Source organism: Klebsiella sp. D5A (assembly GCF_001620885.1).
Lineage (GTDB): Bacteria > Pseudomonadota > Gammaproteobacteria > Enterobacterales > Enterobacteriaceae > Klebsiella > Klebsiella variicola.
On record NZ_KV407481.1, the window covers coordinates 257,184 to 273,798 of the forward strand.

The following is a 16,615-nucleotide window of genomic DNA, read 5'->3' on the forward strand; positions in this document are numbered from 1 at the left end:
GTTCCAGCGCGGCAGATTTGAAAAAGCTTTGGATGTTTAGTGATAACCCTACACAGACGCTGGATCACTGGCTGAATATCTGGCATGACGGTGGCGCACGGTCGTTGAAGCAAATGGAAAAAGAGACGACCGGAATCTGGATTTGGCTGAACAATAAAAAACAGTATCTGGCGCGCCTGCGGGACTTCTTCGAAGTGGGGGAAAACGCCTTTACGCTGTTAAATCGGGCGGCAGGATTAAAACAACTCAACAGTATCGATGAGATTTTCCGCGAGCTGGTACTGGACGATCACTCTGCTTTTGATCGCGCGACGGAAGTAGCCAATAGTTTTGATGGTTTGACAGAAATCCATCAGGAACTGGAAACGGCACGTAAACAGCAGCAGTCCTTGCAACCTGTAGCCCTGAGTTGGGATAAGTATCAAAAGCAAGAGCAACAACTTGCTGACAGGAAGGCGCTGGAGTCGCTGTTACCAATCTGGTTTGCACAACAGGCAAGCCAGCTCTGGCGAGAAAAGGTCAGCCATATTGAAGTCGAGCTTGGTGAGTCACAGACTCGCGAAGAACAGATCCAGTCGCAGCTCGAGTTGCAGAAAAAAGTGGTGACGGACTGCTTACAGCGCTATCTCCAGGTCGGCGGCGCCAATATTGATGAACTGAACGAGCGTATCAAGGACTGGCAAAAAACGCTCGGCAGTCGGGAGACTCTGGCGCACCAGTATCAACAGCTGACCCGCAATCTTGGATTGCCGCCTGACCTGAGCCAACCACAGCTGGAGGCGAATCAGCATGAAGCCGAGGCCCGATGTGAGCAGTTTGCTGATGATATAAAGTTGAAACAGGAAGAGGTGTATCAAAAAGGCGTGCTCAGCCATCGCATGACCGAAGAACTTCGGGAACGGGAAACTGAACGCGCCGAGATCGCGCGTCGTCCGGATTCTAACCTTCCCGCCCATTATCAGGCATTTCGCAGCGAGCTGGCAGAAGCGCTGAACGTCGATGAGTCTGAACTGCCTTTCGTTGCTGAACTGATACAGGTTAAACCGGAAGAGGCGCAATGGCGCGGTGCGATTGAGCGCGCTGTCGGGAGTAACAGGCTACGTATTCTGGTTGCTCCTGAATCTGCACAGGAAGCGCTTCGCTGGGTAAACCAGCGCAACAATCGTCTGCACGTGCGCCTACTGGAGGTCAAATTACCGCACTCTCCCGCCAGGTTTTTTGATGATGGTTTTACCCGTAAGCTGTTGTGGAAAGATCATCCGTGGCGAGAGGCCGTCAAAGCATTACTGGCCGAAAACGACAGGCATTGTGTTGACAGCCCTGAACAACTGCGTGACACACCTCATGCTATGACGGTGCAGGGGTTAATGTCTGGTAAACAGCGTTTCTATGACAAACAGGATCAGAAACGTCTTGATGAAGACTGGCTAACGGGATTCGATAACCGCGATCGCCTGAACTTCCTTGCCAAAGAAATCGCCGCCCTTCAGGAGCAGGTTAAAACCGCAAACGCAGCGTTTGAGTTTGCGAAAGGCGAGGTGGGGGTTTTGCAAAATCAGGCCATTTCATTCCAGAAAATACAACAAATTGATTACGATAGCATCGATGTTCCCGGCGCAAAGAGCCAACTGGACGCGCTCAGGGAGCGGCTGGAGAATCTGATCCGCCCGGATTCTGACGCCAGTGTAGCGAAAGCAAAACTTGATGAGGCTCAAACGGTTGAATCTGAACTCGATAAGCAGCTCAGAGCCGCCAATAAAGTCACTAATGGGCTGGATACAGAACTCACCTCAGCCCGGGCAGCAGAACGTAAGGCCCAGCAAACTGCGCAAAAAGGTATGCAGGATGAAGAGCGAGAGTTGTGCGCGTCACATTTTCCTGTGGTGGCTCTGGTTCAACTGCCTGACATTCGCGATCTGGAACGTCAACATGAGCGGGGAATTCAACAAGAAATTGAGGGTATTAAAGGTGAATTGCATCGACTGAACATTGAGTTGACCAAACGTATGTCTGAAGCCAAACGTGTGGATACTGGGGCGCTCGTTGAGGCAGGGGCTGATTTGGACGATATTCCTGTCTATTTACAGCGTTTGCAGGAACTGACCGAAGAAGCCCTGCCGGAAAAGCTCAACCGCTTTCTTGACTATTTGAACCGTTCATCTGACGACGGCGTAACGCAACTGCTCAGCCATATCGATCATGAGGTGCTGGTGATTGAAGCGCGACTCAGCGAACTCAATGAAACCATGTTTAGGGTCGATTTTCAGCCGGATCGCTACCTGCGTCTGGATACCAAAAAAGTTGTCCATGAAAGCCTGCGCACGCTTGAAAAAGCGCAGCGTCAGCTAAATGCAGCTCGGTTTGTTGATGATAACGGCGAGAGCCATTATAAGGCGTTGCAGGTGCTGGTGGCGCAATTGCGGGATGCCTGTGAACGAAACCGTACCCTGGGGGCGAAAGCGCTGCTGGATCCCCGTTTTCGTCTGGAGTTCGCCGTGTCGGTGATGGATCGCCAGAGTGGTAATGTGATTGAGTCGCGTACTGGCTCGCAGGGCGGTAGCGGTGGAGAAAAAGAGATTATCGCGTCTTACGTATTGACCGCATCACTTAGCTATGCGCTTTGTCCTGCGGGGAGTCGTTATCCGCTTTTCGGCACTATTGTCCTTGATGAAGCATTCTCCCGCAGCTCTCATGCCGTGGCGGGCAGAATCATCGCCGCGCTCAGAGAATTTGGCTTACATGCAGTATTTATCACCCCCAATAAGGAAATGCGCCTGTTGCGTGACCATACCCGGTCGGCGATTGTCGTCCACCGGCGCGGTCAGGATTCAAATATGGCTTCGCTGAGCTGGGAAGAACTTGAACAACACTCCCGACGACGGGAGAACGCGTAAATGTATTCTCCTGATGAACTGCGTGAAAAGCTTGCCCGGCAGTGGGATAACGCAAAGCTCCGGGCCGAGCGTTTACTTCCACCCGGTAACTGGCCGCTCTGTCTGACCATTGGCAAACCTTCCGCGAAAATATTCGCAGAGCAGCCTCAGCGTGTTTTACAACACGTGCAGTTATGGCGGCAAGTCGCGGTTGGGCGGGTGGAATGGGAAGAGGTCAGTTATCGGGCGAGCGACGGACCGGTATCAATGCCATTGCGCTGGATCATGAATGGCCCTTCTGACTGGATCAACGCAGCGGCAGATGCGACGGTAAGCCGGGAATTTCGCTTGCTGGAGGGAATTATTGAGCAGGTTGATCCCATTTTCCATCCGCTGTTGATTAGTCATCGTTCGCTCTGGCGAAACAAAGGCTCGCAGGACATCATCAGCGCTGCCAGGCTGGCCAGCCGATTAGAGCCGGGCTGCGCAAAAGGGCTGCCGCTAAGACTGCTTTCCGGGCAAGGGGTGGATACCAAATTTATTGAGAATAATATTTCGTTATTAACCCGACTGTTGGATATGCGTTTTTCCGGCGAAGCCAGCGAGCAGGGGTTAACCACCTTTCTTGATGCTTTTGATGAGTCCAGCCACTGGGTTTTGGTTGTGCCGCTATCACCCGGCTTGCTTCCTTTTAAAAAATGCCGGGTGACAACAGCGGAACTGGCGGAAACGACATTGCCCGCGTCGCGTGTGCTGATGATTGAAAATGAACAGTGTCTGCATCAACTTCCAGAGTTATCTGACACTATCGCGGTTTTAGGGTGTGGCCTTGACGTGCAATGGTTATCCAGCGTTGTTCTGGATAAAAAACGCGTTGCCTATTGGGGGGACATGGATAGCTGGGGGCTACTGATGCTGGCGAGAGCCAGGCGCTGTCGTCCGACGCTTGATGTTCTGCTCATGAATCGTGAGTTGTTTGAGCAATATGCCAGCCAAAGCGCCGTTCCTGAACCGGTAAAAGCACAGGAAGCCATACCCGATGGTTTGCTTAATGAAGAAGGCGATTTTTATCGCTACTTAACCTGCTTACCGCGTGGTCGTCTGGAGCAAGAGTTTTTGCCTGCGGGGGTAGTTGGAGAGGAACTGGTTAGGTGGAGAAAAGAGAGTTAAGGAGATCGAGCTGGCGATGGAGGGGTCGGTATTTACTGAAGGTTGTCAATAAAGCCGGTGCTAAAATGGTAATAGCTTTGTGGTACGTGGAGGCGGTCAACATATAGCGCCGCGAAAACAAACCTCTCGCTTGTGGAATGCTGAGCCGTCACTCCTCTTTGAATTTTAAATTGAAATGTGGATTTAAAGTTTGGTGGGCTAATTCAGTAACCTGATTTTAAATACGTGGGTTTGATAATTTATTATATGTCTATTTTAAGTTTAAATGCTGTAAAAATATAAATCTTAGGCTGTGCCAAATAGTTGCTGATAACGCTTCCCTACAGGGCTGGATCGCGCTGGGCTATCAGCGGCTGTTTGTGAACAGCGGATTTATGGGCTGGTTGCAGTCGATTCAGACACCGACTGCTTGAAGCGGTAATGGCGTTACGGATGAGCTGAATTCCTGGAGAGCCTAGGCGCTACAGGTTGCATATGAATACCTGATGGCGACGCGCTGGTCTTTCTGATGCGGGTCACCATTCTGGTGCTGTCGGTGCCGTTATTTATCCTGGTTGCCATTGAGGAGATCGCGGATGGAATGGTACGACGCGATCTTCGTCGCTACGGTGCGGTCTATGAGTCGAGCTTTATTTATCATCATGCCAAGCGCGTGGTGAAGCCTGTGGCGTATATTCCGTGCGTGCTCTATCTGTCTGCGCTGTTCGCGGTATATCCGAACTTGTTGCTGTTACCGGCGGCATTGCTGATGGGGCTGGCGATTTCAGTGACGATGGGAAGTTTTAAGAAGTATTTGTAGGGTATAAAAATCGATTTATTTATAATGGCTTATTCTTGATGCGATGGAGTCGCGAATGCCTGAACCGACGATACGAGAATCTGGTGAAGTAGCGGTCGAGCAAACAAATGAATTATTCCGACAGGCTGATAAGCCTCTCGTTGCTTGCCTATTGAGCGAACTGGATTTGGAATGGTGTATTTCCGCTGTGCGGAATATGCCTGAGGAAAGACAACTCCCTTGGGATCAAATTGGTGCGATGCTGCGAGACGATAACGCCTTCAATTTTTGTTTTAAGTTGCTGGATGCCCGTCATCGACCCGCAGGTGCGTGTATCTGTGAATACTGCCCGGGGGATGGTGTACTGAATGTTGAGATGTTGCAGAATTTTCAGATCCAGCCATCTATTCTTGATGGCAACATGTTGAAGTTTGCACTCTATGCCATTGTTTTGTTTCTTCTGGAAACGGAAGGCTCGGGTGTGCGTTTGATGTTTCCCATTAATCAGGCGGTTGCGGCCTATTACGTTGAAGAACATGGCTTCCTGGATATTACTGACGATGGCTCAAGAGATATCCTCTATCGTTCGGCGGCAGACTTGGTTGATTGGTTCAGGCGTGACGCTGCTTTAGTTGATGGTGAGTGATTTATGAGCGATAATGTAAGACAACATACGCGACGAACTAAGGAGTTAGGTATGGTGACGAGAAAGAGAAAATTAGTCGCGCCTGAATCCCCTTTTTTCCAGGTGCCAGAAACGACGCAGGTTCATGAGGATGGGAGTACGGAGAGCGTGGTCCGTGGCCGTAATGGCAAAAAAGTGACGTTCACTACCCCAAAAGGCCAGAAGATTAGCGCTTCAAAAGGCGAAGTTTTCAACGTGCTGTTGAATTCAGCAAAATCAACACGCCAGCCACGACCGATCTCTGAAGGTATCTGCGACCTGACCAGATACGAGCTTCTTTCCAAATAGTTTAAAGGCCGCGCTCGCGGCCTTGCTCAACTTTGTTGATTCTCTAATGGGTGGGGTTAGATACCCATTTCATACAAAGTTGATTAATAAGTATACTGATTATGTTAGATGTGGACAGCTTCACACCGGCCAGAGTTACCAGTCTCGACTGGAACAGTAAAAGCCGACGTTAAGTCGGTTTTTTACTTCTGAAACCTATCTACGTTGTAATTGAAATGGAATTTAATGGGTGAATGTATGATGGGAATATATGGGTCTTTATATGATGGGATTGGCACTCTATTCCGTGTTTTTGGTTGGCTTTTTGCAGTAACGAGTATTTTATTCTATTTGTTTTCTGCGAATACCAGTTCCGTTATTGCAAAGAGGATTCGGCTGATACTGACTTATTTAGGAGGCGGGGTCGCTGTTTTTTGTCTTATGGTTGGCTACGATATCTTTTAATTTCAGCCTATCCTTCAGTTATTACCGATGAGTCTCACTTAAATCCAGCCGGTCTAAAAACCAGAATAGCAAGCCTGTACGTCTTCCTGGCTTTTAGACGGGCCTTGCCGGGAGAGCAAGCTTGCTTGCGCTGGGGTGGCAAAGAACCCCGATGGCGCATTCTGCGCCACGCCTTATCCCTTCCATAATTTTCAATATTCCACTTCTGTTTTCTTACTGCCCGCCAGGACGCTTTTCGCCACTCTTCCTTCGTACATGCAATCGCATTGACGGAGGTTCACATGCGCATGACACAACCCCGGGCATGGTGCCTGTTGAGGAACGGTGGATTGACCTGAACATTGAGGGAGCGAAATACCATCGCGAGCATCGGGTTCCGATTGTCTCATCGTTGTATCCGTCGCTGGAGGAACTGGTGAGAAAAGCCGGTGAGGTAGGGATGGAGCCGGGCGATCAGGTATTTAATGTAGGCTGGTTTGACCTGATGAGAAAAAGGAAGTACCCGGAGGTGATGAACGAGTACCCGCTGAGAGCGTTCTTCCGGCGCTTGTCCCGTGAGTGTAAATTTACGATCACGCCACACAGGTTTCGCCATACGGTGGCAACCCACATGATGAAATCACCTGAGCGCAATTTGTACGCGGTGAAGAAACTGCTGGGTCATGTCAGCATCACATCGACGCTGGAATACATTGATGAAAGTGTTGATAGCCTGCGGGATATACTGGAAACCGAATTGATGTAGTGAGGAAGGCTTCAGGAATGGCGTCAAATACTTACATTATTTGACATTGAAAAGATTTCTTGCAAATATCAGACGCGAAAAAACAGACTTGCGGCAAACAAGTCTGTTTCTCAAGAGCCTTTCTTCAACAACAAGTAACAGCGTTACATCGTGTTTTTACTGGCTCGCCTTCGTGTCCGTCAGGATTGCATCTTGCAAATCTGACCAACCGGCTTTGAATAAGTGGTGCCCGGACTCGGAATCGAACCAAGGACACGGGGATTTTCAATCCCCTGCTCTACCGACTGAGCTATCCGGGCAACGGGGCGCATTAAACCGTAATCGCCGCGCCTCGTCAACGAAATTTATCTGTTTTGCAGCAGACTGAACAATCTATCACCACATTGCGCTAAAAGCACGCGTCTTCAGGCAAAAAACAGCGTCCAGGCCGCTGAAATTGGCATCGCCAGCACCAGCGCAGGCAGCATATTCACCACCGCAAACATTTTTATCCCGCAGATGCGCAGCCCGGTGGCCACCAGCAGCATGCCGCCGACGGCGCTGAAATCCGCCAGCATCATCGGGGTAGTAAGCGGCATAATGATCGCCGCGCAGGCCGCAAGAGTCAGCTGGATGAGCAGCATCGGCACGCTGATGGCGGCGACGGCAATGCCCAGGGTGCAGGCGAAAATGGTGGCAGTGAAAAAGTCGAGAAACGCTTTAGCAATCAGAATGCTGGCGTCGCCAGTCATCCCTTCGCGCATGGCGCCGAAGACGCCGGTGCCGCTGGCGCAGAACAGGACGATAATCGCCACATAGCTCTGAATATAAGACTCATGAGCCGAAGCCTTTTTCTTGCCTTTCGCTGACATCAACTGCTGGAGCTTACTGACCAGCGTATTGATGCCTTTTTCCATATTGCATATTTCGCCGAGCAGCGTCCCCACCAGGGTCGACAGCACCATCACTGGCAGATTGGCGCACTTAATGACCAGTAAAATGCCGATGCCTAATGACGCCAGGCCAAAAATTGAGGTCATTGATGTGCGGATCCGTTCCGGCAACCGTTGACTGAGCAAGGCGCCCAGCACACCGCCGACCAGCACCGCGCTGGCGTTAATAAAAGGTCCTGTAACCACGCTGACTCCTGTTAAATATCCCTGATAACCGCATTATTATGACGTTAACCCGCCGTGAAAGCTTGTGTATCCGTGATATAAGTGCATACGGTTTTCATCTTGCGCCTGTTCGGGAAAGGTGCCATGATTGCGCGAATTTTCTCCTCCCTGATATGAGGCCGCCGATGACGACACTGCCATTATCTCGCCAGCGACGTCGCGCACAGATGCGCGGGCTGCCTCATCTTGCTACGCTTACTCCTCTGTTCACCATGCGGTGAAGGACACGTATGCTCACTGTAGGGCAACAGTAAGATCGGACGCGTCTGCTTTTACTGATGTCCGGCGGTCGGAGCTGAAATCCGTCAGACCCGGACACATCGTTGGGCAAGGTTTCCTTGTCTGAGATTTTTACACTCCCGATACGGGCATTTGCGCTTATGAAATCCATGCACATTGCCGCCAGCTGCGAGCTGGTCACCCGCTTGTCCACCCACCGTCGCGTTGTGGCGCTGGACAGTACCGATTTTACCGATGTGGCGGCAGTCGTCATCACCGCGGCGGACAGTCGCAGCGGCATCCTTGCTCTCCTCAGACGCAGCGGATTTAATCTGCCGGTCTACCTGCTGAGTGAGACGGCGGTCGAGAGGCCAGAGGGGGTGCAGGCGGTGATCGCCGGTAAAGATCAGGAGTGGCTGGAGCTGGAGGCGGCGGCCTGTGATTATGAAGCGCGTCTGCTGCCGCCGTTTTTCAATACTCTGACCCAGTACGTCGAGATGGATAACAGCACTTTTGCCTGTCCGGGGCATCAGCACGGGGCGTTTTTCAAAAAGCACCCTGCAGGCCGTCAGTTCTATGACTTTTTTGGCGAAAATGTCTTTCGCGCCGACATGTGCAACGCCGACGTGAAATTAGGCGATCTGCTGATCCACGAAGGGTCGGCCAAGCACGCGCAGAAGTTCGCTGCGAAAGTGTTCAATGCGGATAAAACCTACTTCGTCCTCAACGGCACCTCGGCGGCCAACAAAGTCGTGACCAATGCGCTGTTGACCCGCGGCGATCTGGTGCTGTTCGATCGTAACAACCACAAGTCAAACCATCACGGGGCGCTGATTCAGGCGGGGGCGACGCCGGTCTATCTTGAAGCCGCGCGCAATCCGTTCGGTTTTATCGGCGGCATTGACGAGCGCTGCTTTGATGAGCATTACCTGCGGGATCTCATCCGCGAAGCGGCGCCTGAGAAAGCCAATGCCTCCCGCCCGTTTCGTCTGGCGGTGATCCAGCTGGGGACCTACGACGGCACGGTCTATAACGCCCGCCAGGTGGTGGATAAAATAGGCCACCTCTGCGATTACATCCTGTTCGACTCGGCGTGGGTGGGCTATGAGCAGTTTATCCCGATGATGGCCGACTGCTCGCCGCTGCTGCTGGAGCTGACCCCGGACGATCCGGGTATTTTTGTCACCCAGTCCGTGCACAAGCAGCAGGCCGGCTTCTCACAGACGTCGCAGATCCATAAAAAGGATAACCATCTGCGCGGCCAGGCGCGTTTCTGTCCGCACAAGCGGCTGAATAACGCCTTTATGCTGCATGCCTCCACCAGCCCGTTCTATCCGCTGTTTGCCGCGCTGGACGTCAACGCCAAAATTCATGAAGGTGAGAGCGGCCGCCGCCTGTGGGCCGAGTGTGTGGCGCTGGGCATTGAGGCGCGGAAAGCGATCATCGCTAACTGCAAGATGATCCAGCCCTTTATTCCGCCAGTGGTGGCGGGGCGTCCATGGCAGGATCACCCGACCGAGGCGATCGCCCGGGAGCGTCGCTTCTTCAGCTTCGAACCCGACGCGCGCTGGCATGGTTTTGAGGGCTATGCGGACGACCAGTATTTTGTCGACCCATGCAAGCTGTTGCTGACCACCCCGGGCATTGACGCTGAAAGTGGGGAGTACAGTGAGTTTGGCATCCCGGCAACCATTCTGGCGCATTATCTGCGTGAAAACGGCATCGTGCCGGAGAAGTGCGATCTCAACTCGATCCTGTTCCTGCTGACGCCGGCGGAGAGCGCCGAAAAAATGGCGCAGCTGGTGGCGATGCTGGGGCAGTTCGAACAGCATATTGAGTCGGATACGCCGCTGGCTGACGTGCTGCCGACCATCTACAACAAATATCCGGTGCGCTATCGCGATTACACACTCCGCGAGCTGTGCCAGGAGATGCACGATCTGTACGTCAGCTTTGATGTGAAGAGCCTGCAAAAGGAGATGTTCCGTAAACGGAGCTTCCCGCGCGTGGTGATGAATCCGCAGGATGCTAACCGCGAATTTATCCGCGGCAACGTGGAGCTGGTGCGTCTGAGCGAAGCGGAAGGCCGCGTCGCGGCTGAAGGGGCGCTGCCCTATCCGCCGGGGGTATTATGCGTGGTGCCCGGCGAGATCTGGGGCGGGGCAGTACTGCGCTATTTCCTCGCGCTGGAGGAGGGGGTCAATATGCTGCCGGGCTTCTCACCGGAGCTGCAGGGGGTTTACAGCGAGACGGATCCGGATGGCATTAAGCGGCTGTATGGCTACGTGCTGAAGGGATAAAAAAACGCCCCGCTGAACAGGCGGGGCGTTTTGCTTTTGACGATCACGCGCTCTGCTGGGCGGCGGTCGGTTGTCTGACGTGTTTGTATTTGAACAGCGCCACGAAGGCAAAGGCCAGCACCAGCGAATAGCCGGCGAAAATCAGCCACACGCTCTGCCAGTCAGTGATCCCCTCGACGGTAAAGTGCTCAACCACTTTGCCGCTCACCATCCCGCCAAGAATACAGCCGAAGCCGTTGGTCATCATCAGGAACATCCCCTGGGCGCTGGCGCGGATTTCCGGACGAACCTCTTTCTCAACGAACACCGAACCGGAGATGTTGAAGAAGTCGAAGGCGCAGCCGTAGACGATCATCGACAGCACCAGCAGTACAGTGCCGAACGGTGTCGGGTCGCCAAAGGCGAACAGGCCGAAGCGCAGCATCCACGCCACGATACTAATTAGCATCACGTTCTTAATGCCGTAGCGGCTAAGGAAGAACGGGATGGTCAGGATAAACAGCGTTTCGGAGATCTGCGAAATCGACATCAGCACTGACGCGTGCTCGACGATAAAGCTGCCGGCAAACAGCGGATCTTTATCGAAGCTGTGCAGGAAGGTGTTGCCGAACATATTAGTGATTTGCAGTTCGGCACCGAGCATCATCGAGAAGATAAAGAAGATAGCCATGCGCTTGTTTTTAAACAGCGCAAAGGCGTTAAGCCCCAGCATCTCCGTCCAGCTTTGATTGCGCTGGGCGTTGGCGACCGGAATATGCGGCAGCGTCAGGGTGAACAGCGCCAGAAAGACCGACAGCGTCGCGCCAATGTACAACTGCATATGGCTCAGTTCGAAGCCTGAGAAGCTAACGCCCCACATGGCGAGGATAAAGCCAATGGTGCCCCAGATACGAATTGGCGGGAAATCAGTCACGATATCCAGCCCCGCCGACTGCAGGCGATAGTAAGAGATGGTGTTAATCAGCCCCAGCGTCGGCATATAGGCCAGCGAGTTGAGGAGGATCACAAGGAACATCTCGCCCGGCGTGGTGACCTGCGCCGCCAGATACAGCGTTAACGCGCCGACCAGGTGGCAGATGGCGTATACCCATTTGGCGCTGATCCATTTATCGGCGACGATGCCGAGCAGCGTTGGCATCAGGACGGCGGCGATGCCGAGCGAGCTATACACTGCGCCGATTGCCGCGCCGTCAAACTTCAGCGTGACAAACATGTACGAGCCGAGCGTGGTCAGCCAGCTCCCCCAAAGGCAGAACTGCAGGAACGACAGTATTTTTAGCTGCAGCTTAAGATTCATGTATTTATCCTCACGAATGTGGGCTTGTTATGTTTATTAAATAACATAACCACCGTTATTTTGATGCGATTCTATCATTCAGGGGTGAGAAGCTTCTGTTAACTGCCGCAGAAAATCGAAAAGATATTACGAAGTATGTCCTATAAAAAAGAGAGGCCCAGTGCGATGTCCGGGCCTGTAAGAGAGGGGGGTTATTTGCGGCGATAGCTTTTCTGCGCAGTGTTAACTTTATACAGATACCGGCGCGATTCGGCCGACGGATGGCGGGTGGTGAGCGTCTGGTAGACGTCGCCTGGCGCCATGCTGTTAATGATGTTCGCCGCCTGGACTTTATCGCTGGAGAACACGCGCAGTACGCTGCCGGCGCCGCCGTTATAGGCGGTGATCACCGCGTAGCGACGCGAGGTGGGGTTATCGATGCCGGCGAGATAAACATTGTTCAGCATCGCCAGATAAGCGGTGCCGGTATCGATGTTATTCGCCGGGTCAAACAGATAGCTGCGGCTCGGCAGGCCGGATTTGCCCTGCGAACGGAAGACGTCTTTCCCCGCGCTGTGCTGGACGACCTGCATCAGCCCCATGGCATCCGCGTGGCTCACCGCATAGGGGTTAAACGATGATTCTGTTTGCATAATCGCAAGGATCAGCGACTCATCAACGCCGTATTTACGCGAGGCCTGGCGCACCATGCCGAGGTATTTATGCGCACGTTTGTCGAGGTGGTTTGGTACCAGGTTGATGGTGATGCTGTAGATCACGCGCAGGCCATTGTTGCGGCTCTTGAGGCGGGTTTGCAGCAAATAATCGGCGTAGCGCGCGGCGCGCCACTCCCAGCGAATCGACGCGCCGGTGTTATCCACCACCTGACCATAGAGGAACGGCTCTTTGGAGATCTGAATATCATCGACGTCGGAATAGAGGTCAATGGAGTTGGGGTCATCGCCCATCAGCAGCGTTTTGATGATCGCCTGGCGCAGTCGTCCGCGCGGATCGGTGCCCGCGATGGTCTCGACGGTGATCGTCCCGGCATCAAAGTTGATGTGGCTGCGGGTTTGATATTGATCGGTATATTTAACGTAGTCCTTCGGCCCGGCGAGCAGGACTTCGTTATACCCCCAAATGTTCTCGATGTTATGGGCAAACTGGCCCATCAGGATATCGAATCCGTTCGTGTCCTTGACCCAGGCCTCGTTGTATTCGGTGCCTTTTTTATTGGAGCTGGAACACGAAACGAGCAACGGCGCAATCAGCGCGAGCGCTAAGTATTTTTTCATCATTCCGGGCGTGCGTGTTGTGTTTGTTTTTAAAAGGCCGCAGGGCCCTTACTGTTTTTCCGGCGGCGTGTAGCCTTCGATATGCACGTCTTTCCCTTCAAACAGGAACTGCACCATCTCCTGCTCCAGCAGCTTGCGGTGCTCCGGGTTCATCATGCTGAGCTTTTTCTCGTTGATCAGCATGGTCTGCTTATGCTGCCACTGCGCCCAGGCTTCTTTGGAGATTTCGTTGTAAATGCGCTTCCCGAGTTCGCCCGGGTAGAGCTGGAAATCCTGGCCGTCCGCTTCACGCTGCAGGAAAGTACAAAAAATGGTTCTGCTCATAATCACTCCTCTTTGATAGCCGAAAAATTTATACCGGCGTTCCGGCTTTTAACTGTTGCAACAAGCGCTCCACGGGGGCCGCCAGTCCGACCGACGGCGGCTGCGCTAAGTTATACCAGAGTGCGTTGCCTTCATCCATGCATGCGCCAGATGAGTGCACTGTAAGCCACATCGGCACAATATCCAGGTGGAAATGGCTGAAAGTGTGGCGAAAGGCGGTTAATTGCGTCAGATTATCGGCCTTTATCTGACGCTGCGCCAGCCACTCGCGCAGCTCCGCTTCGTCTGCAAACTGCGGAAAACAGAATAGTCCGCCCCACAAACCCACCGGCGGACGCTGGGAGAGGAACACCTCGTCGCCGTGCTGCATCAGCAGGAAATAGCCGGTGCGTTCCGGGATGGTCTGCTTCGGTTTTTTACCCGGATATTCCGCCCATGAATGGTTAGCGTAGGCCACGCAGCCATTGCTCAACGGGCACAGCTCGCACTTCGGCTTCGAGCGGGTGCAAACCATCGCCCCGAGATCCATCATCGCCTGGTTGAAGCGTTCTACCCCTTGCGCCGGGGTCACCTCTTCGCTGATATCCCACAGCCGTTTTTCGACCTCTTTTTTTCCCGGCCAGCCGCTGACAGCATAGCAGCGGGCGAGCACGCGCTTCACGTTGCCGTCGAGAATCGGATAATGCTGACCGAGCGAAAGCGACAAAATCGCCCCTGCCGTTGAACGCCCGACGCCGGGCAGCGCGGCCACTTCCTCAAAGGATTGCGGGAAAATGCCGCCATGCTGTGTCGCCACCTGCTGGGCGGCTTTATGTAAATTGCGTGCCCGCGCGTAGTAGCCAAGGCCGGTCCACAGATGCAGCACCTCATCCAGCGGCGCGTTGGCTAAATCAACCACCGTTGGGAAACGCGCCATAAAGCGTTCAAAATACGGGATTACCGTGGTCACCTGGGTTTGTTGCAACATCACTTCGGAGAGCCATACTTTGTAGGGCGTCTTGGCGATTTGCCAGGGCAGGGTTTTACGCCCGTATTTGTCGTACCAGTCCAGGACCTGGGCTGAAAATTGCGCGGCGAGAAAAGTCAAAGCTATGGCTCCGGGATCGCGATTACAGGGTGGCAGATTGCAGCACAAGGGCGAGTGGCTGTAAACCCTTGCATCCGCCGGGTAACTTTGGATAATGCCCGTTTTCCGAACACTTTCACTAGCAGACTTAACTTTTATGAAAAACGACGTCATTTCTCCGGAATTCGATGAAAACGGCCGCCCGCTGCGCCGTATTCGTAGCTTCGTCCGTCGCCAGGGGCGCCTGACGAAAGGGCAGCAGCATGCGCTGGATAACATTTGGCCGGTGATGGGCGTTGAATTCAACGATGCGCCGCTCGATTTCGCTGCCCTGTTTGGCCGCGACGCGCCGGTCACACTAGAAATTGGTTTCGGCATGGGGGCTTCGCTGGTGGCGATGGCGAAAGCCAAACCGGAACAGAATTTCCTCGGCATTGAAGTGCACTCCCCGGGCGTTGGCGCCTGTCTGGCTTCTGCTGAAGAAGAAGGTGTGCAAAATTTGCGCGTGATGTGTCACGATGCGGTGGAAGTGCTGCATACCATGATCCCGGATAACTCACTGAATATGGTGCAGCTGTTTTTCCCTGACCCGTGGCATAAAGCGCGTCATAATAAACGTCGTATCGTGCAGCCGCCTTTCGCTGAGCTGGTCAAAAGCAAACTGAAACTCGGCGGCGTCTTCCATATGGCGACCGACTGGGAAGCCTATGCCGTGCATATGCTGGAAGTGATGTCCTCGCTGGAAGGCTATCGTAACCAGTCGGCAAGCAACGATTACGTACCGCGCCCGGAATCGCGCCCGGTAACCAAATTTGAACAGCGTGGCCATCGTCTCGGCCACGGCGTATGGGACTTAATGTTCGAGAGGGTGAAATAATGGCCAAGAATCGTAGCCGTCGTCTGCGTAAAAAAATGCATATCGACGAGTTTCAGGAGTTAGGCTTCTCCGTCGCATGGCGTTTCCCGGAAGGGACCACCGAAGAGCAGATCGACCAGACGGTCAACGATCTGATCGAAGAGGTGATTGAGCCGAACAAGCTGGCCTTCGACGGCAGCGGCTATCTCTCCTGGGAAGGGCTCATCTGCATGCAGGAGATCGGTAAGTGCACCGAAGAGCATCAGGCCATCGTACGCCAATGGCTGGAAGCGCGTAAGTTAGAGGATGTGCGCACCAGCGAACTTTTTGACGTCTGGTGGGACTAAGTTTGACAAGGGTCGGCAACTGCCGGCCCGTTTTGTCTTAAGGGAGTTTTATGATGCGTAAAACGCTGCTGGCGGTGGCGCTCTCCGTCACCGCTTTGTCTGCCCATGCGGACTACCAGTGTAGCGTCACGCCGCGTGACGATGTGATCCTCAGCCCGCAGCAGGTGCAGGTGAAAGGGGAAAACGGCAATCTGGTGATAAAGCCGGATGGCAACCTGACCTTTAACGGTAAAGCCTATACTCTGAGCGCCGCCCAGCGCGAGCAGGCGCAGGATTATCAGGCCAGTCTGCGCAGCAGCCTGCCGTGGATTGACGAAGGCGCGCGCTCGCGAGTCGAAAAAGGCCGCAAGGCGCTGGATAAAATCATTACCGAACAGGTTGGCGCCAACAGCAGCATGCATGGTCGCCTGACCAAGCTGGATGCGCAGCTGAAAGAACAGATGAACCGCATCATTGAGCGCCGCAGCGATGGCCTGACCTTCCACTATAAAGCTATCGACCAGGTACGTGCCGATGGTCAGCAGCTGGTGAATCAGGCGATGGGCGGCATTCTGCAGGACAGTATTAACGAGATGGGCGCGAAAGCAGTGCTCAAAGGCGGCGGCAACCCGCTGCAGGGCATTCTCGGCAGCCTCGGCGGCCTGCAAACGGCGATTCAGGATGAATGGAAAAACCAGGAGGCCGATTTCCAGCAGTTTGGTAAGGACGTCTGCAGCCGGGTGGTCTCGCTGGAAGATAGCCGGAAATCGCTGGTTGGCTCGTTAAAGTAAGTTGATTTCGCTACCTGCGCCT

The 16,615-nt window shown here is 53.6% G+C and carries 14 protein-coding genes, 1 tRNA gene and 1 pseudogene; 10 read left to right on the forward strand and 6 right to left on the reverse strand.

The features are described 5' to 3' along the window. Positions 1-1,547 precede the first annotated feature (1,547 nt). The 6 genes and pseudogenes from AS136_RS29255 (at position 1,548) to AS136_RS01295 (ending at position 6,983) form a co-directional block, all read left to right on the forward strand. Positions 1,548-2,894, forward strand: a complete 1,347-nt coding sequence (locus AS136_RS29255) for an SbcC/MukB-like Walker B domain-containing protein (RefSeq protein ID WP_219995343.1) — start codon at positions 1,548-1,550, stop codon at positions 2,892-2,894. Further along, complete coding sequence (locus tag AS136_RS01270; RefSeq protein WP_008806483.1) at positions 2,895-4,043, forward strand: DUF3322 domain-containing protein; 1,149 nt, start codon at positions 2,895-2,897, stop codon at positions 4,041-4,043. Positions 4,044-4,360: 317 nt separating this feature from the next. After that, positions 4,361-4,842, forward strand: a pseudogene (locus tag AS136_RS01275) (TIGR03747 family integrating conjugative element membrane protein); the annotation flags it as partial. A gap of 55 nt (positions 4,843-4,897) precedes the next feature. After that, positions 4,898-5,467, forward strand: a complete 570-nt coding sequence (locus AS136_RS01280; protein WP_023323269.1) for a hypothetical protein — start codon at positions 4,898-4,900, stop codon at positions 5,465-5,467. 51 nt (positions 5,468-5,518) lie between these two features. Then, positions 5,519-5,794: a hypothetical protein gene (locus AS136_RS01285; protein ID WP_023323268.1), complete on the forward strand. Its 276-nt coding sequence runs from the start codon at positions 5,519-5,521 to the stop codon at positions 5,792-5,794. A gap of 595 nt (positions 5,795-6,389) precedes the next feature. Continuing rightward, on the forward strand, positions 6,390-6,983 hold the full coding sequence (locus AS136_RS01295; protein ID WP_074158321.1) for a site-specific integrase: 594 nt from the start codon (positions 6,390-6,392) through the stop codon (positions 6,981-6,983). A 223-nt stretch (positions 6,984-7,206) separates the two neighbouring features. On the opposite strand, the gene AS136_RS01300 is transcribed toward AS136_RS01295, so the two are convergent. Together AS136_RS01300 and AS136_RS01305 are read right to left on the reverse strand one after the other, a co-directional pair. Next, positions 7,207-7,282: transfer RNA gene (locus AS136_RS01300), tRNA-Phe, on the reverse strand. 105 nt (positions 7,283-7,387) lie between these two features. Next, positions 7,388-8,101 carry a DUF554 domain-containing protein gene (locus AS136_RS01305; protein WP_008806478.1) on the reverse strand — a complete coding sequence of 238 codons (714 nt, stop codon included), beginning with the start codon at positions 8,099-8,101 and terminating at the stop codon, positions 7,388-7,390. A gap of 419 nt (positions 8,102-8,520) precedes the next feature. Here AS136_RS01305 and AS136_RS01310 point away from each other — a divergent pair, with 419 nt between their 5' ends. Then, positions 8,521-10,659, forward strand: a complete 2,139-nt coding sequence (locus tag AS136_RS01310) for an ornithine decarboxylase (RefSeq protein WP_008806477.1) — start codon at positions 8,521-8,523, stop codon at positions 10,657-10,659. 43 nt (positions 10,660-10,702) lie between these two features. On the opposite strand, the gene AS136_RS01315 is transcribed toward AS136_RS01310, so the two are convergent. The 4 genes from AS136_RS01315 to mutY form a co-directional block, all read right to left on the reverse strand. After that, the gene (locus tag AS136_RS01315; RefSeq protein WP_023323266.1) at positions 10,703-11,956 is read right to left on the reverse strand and encodes a nucleoside permease; all 1,254 of its coding nucleotides are present in this window, start codon (positions 11,954-11,956) and stop codon (positions 10,703-10,705) included. A gap of 191 nt (positions 11,957-12,147) precedes the next feature. After that, positions 12,148-13,230, reverse strand: a complete 1,083-nt coding sequence (gene mltC / locus AS136_RS01320; protein ID WP_012540557.1) for a membrane-bound lytic murein transglycosylase MltC — start codon at positions 13,228-13,230, stop codon at positions 12,148-12,150. A 48-nt stretch (positions 13,231-13,278) separates the two neighbouring features. Then, positions 13,279-13,554, reverse strand: a complete 276-nt coding sequence (locus AS136_RS01325) for an oxidative damage protection protein (RefSeq protein ID WP_004105744.1) — start codon at positions 13,552-13,554, stop codon at positions 13,279-13,281. Positions 13,555-13,582: 28 nt separating this feature from the next. Further along, positions 13,583-14,641 (reverse strand): A/G-specific adenine glycosylase, encoded by a 1,059-nt coding sequence (mutY, locus tag AS136_RS01330; RefSeq protein WP_008806473.1) that lies wholly within the window; start codon positions 14,639-14,641, stop codon positions 13,583-13,585. Positions 14,642-14,777: 136 nt separating this feature from the next. Here mutY and trmB point away from each other — a divergent pair, with 136 nt between their 5' ends. Genes trmB through AS136_RS01345 form a run of 3 tightly spaced genes read left to right on the forward strand, consistent with a single transcriptional unit; the run spans position 14,778 to position 16,593 of the window. Then, a complete protein-coding gene (gene trmB / locus AS136_RS01335; RefSeq protein ID WP_002916627.1) occupies positions 14,778-15,497 on the forward strand; it encodes a tRNA (guanosine(46)-N7)-methyltransferase TrmB in 720 nt (239 codons plus the stop codon). Next, positions 15,497-15,823: a YggL family protein gene (locus AS136_RS01340; RefSeq protein WP_012967224.1), complete on the forward strand. Its 327-nt coding sequence runs from the start codon at positions 15,497-15,499 to the stop codon at positions 15,821-15,823. Before trmB ends, AS136_RS01340 begins: the two co-directional genes overlap by 1 nt. Positions 15,824-15,873: 50 nt before the next feature. Further along, on the forward strand, positions 15,874-16,593 hold the full coding sequence (locus tag AS136_RS01345) for a YggN family protein (protein WP_012540560.1): 720 nt from the start codon (positions 15,874-15,876) through the stop codon (positions 16,591-16,593). Positions 16,594-16,615: the final 22 nt, after the last annotated feature.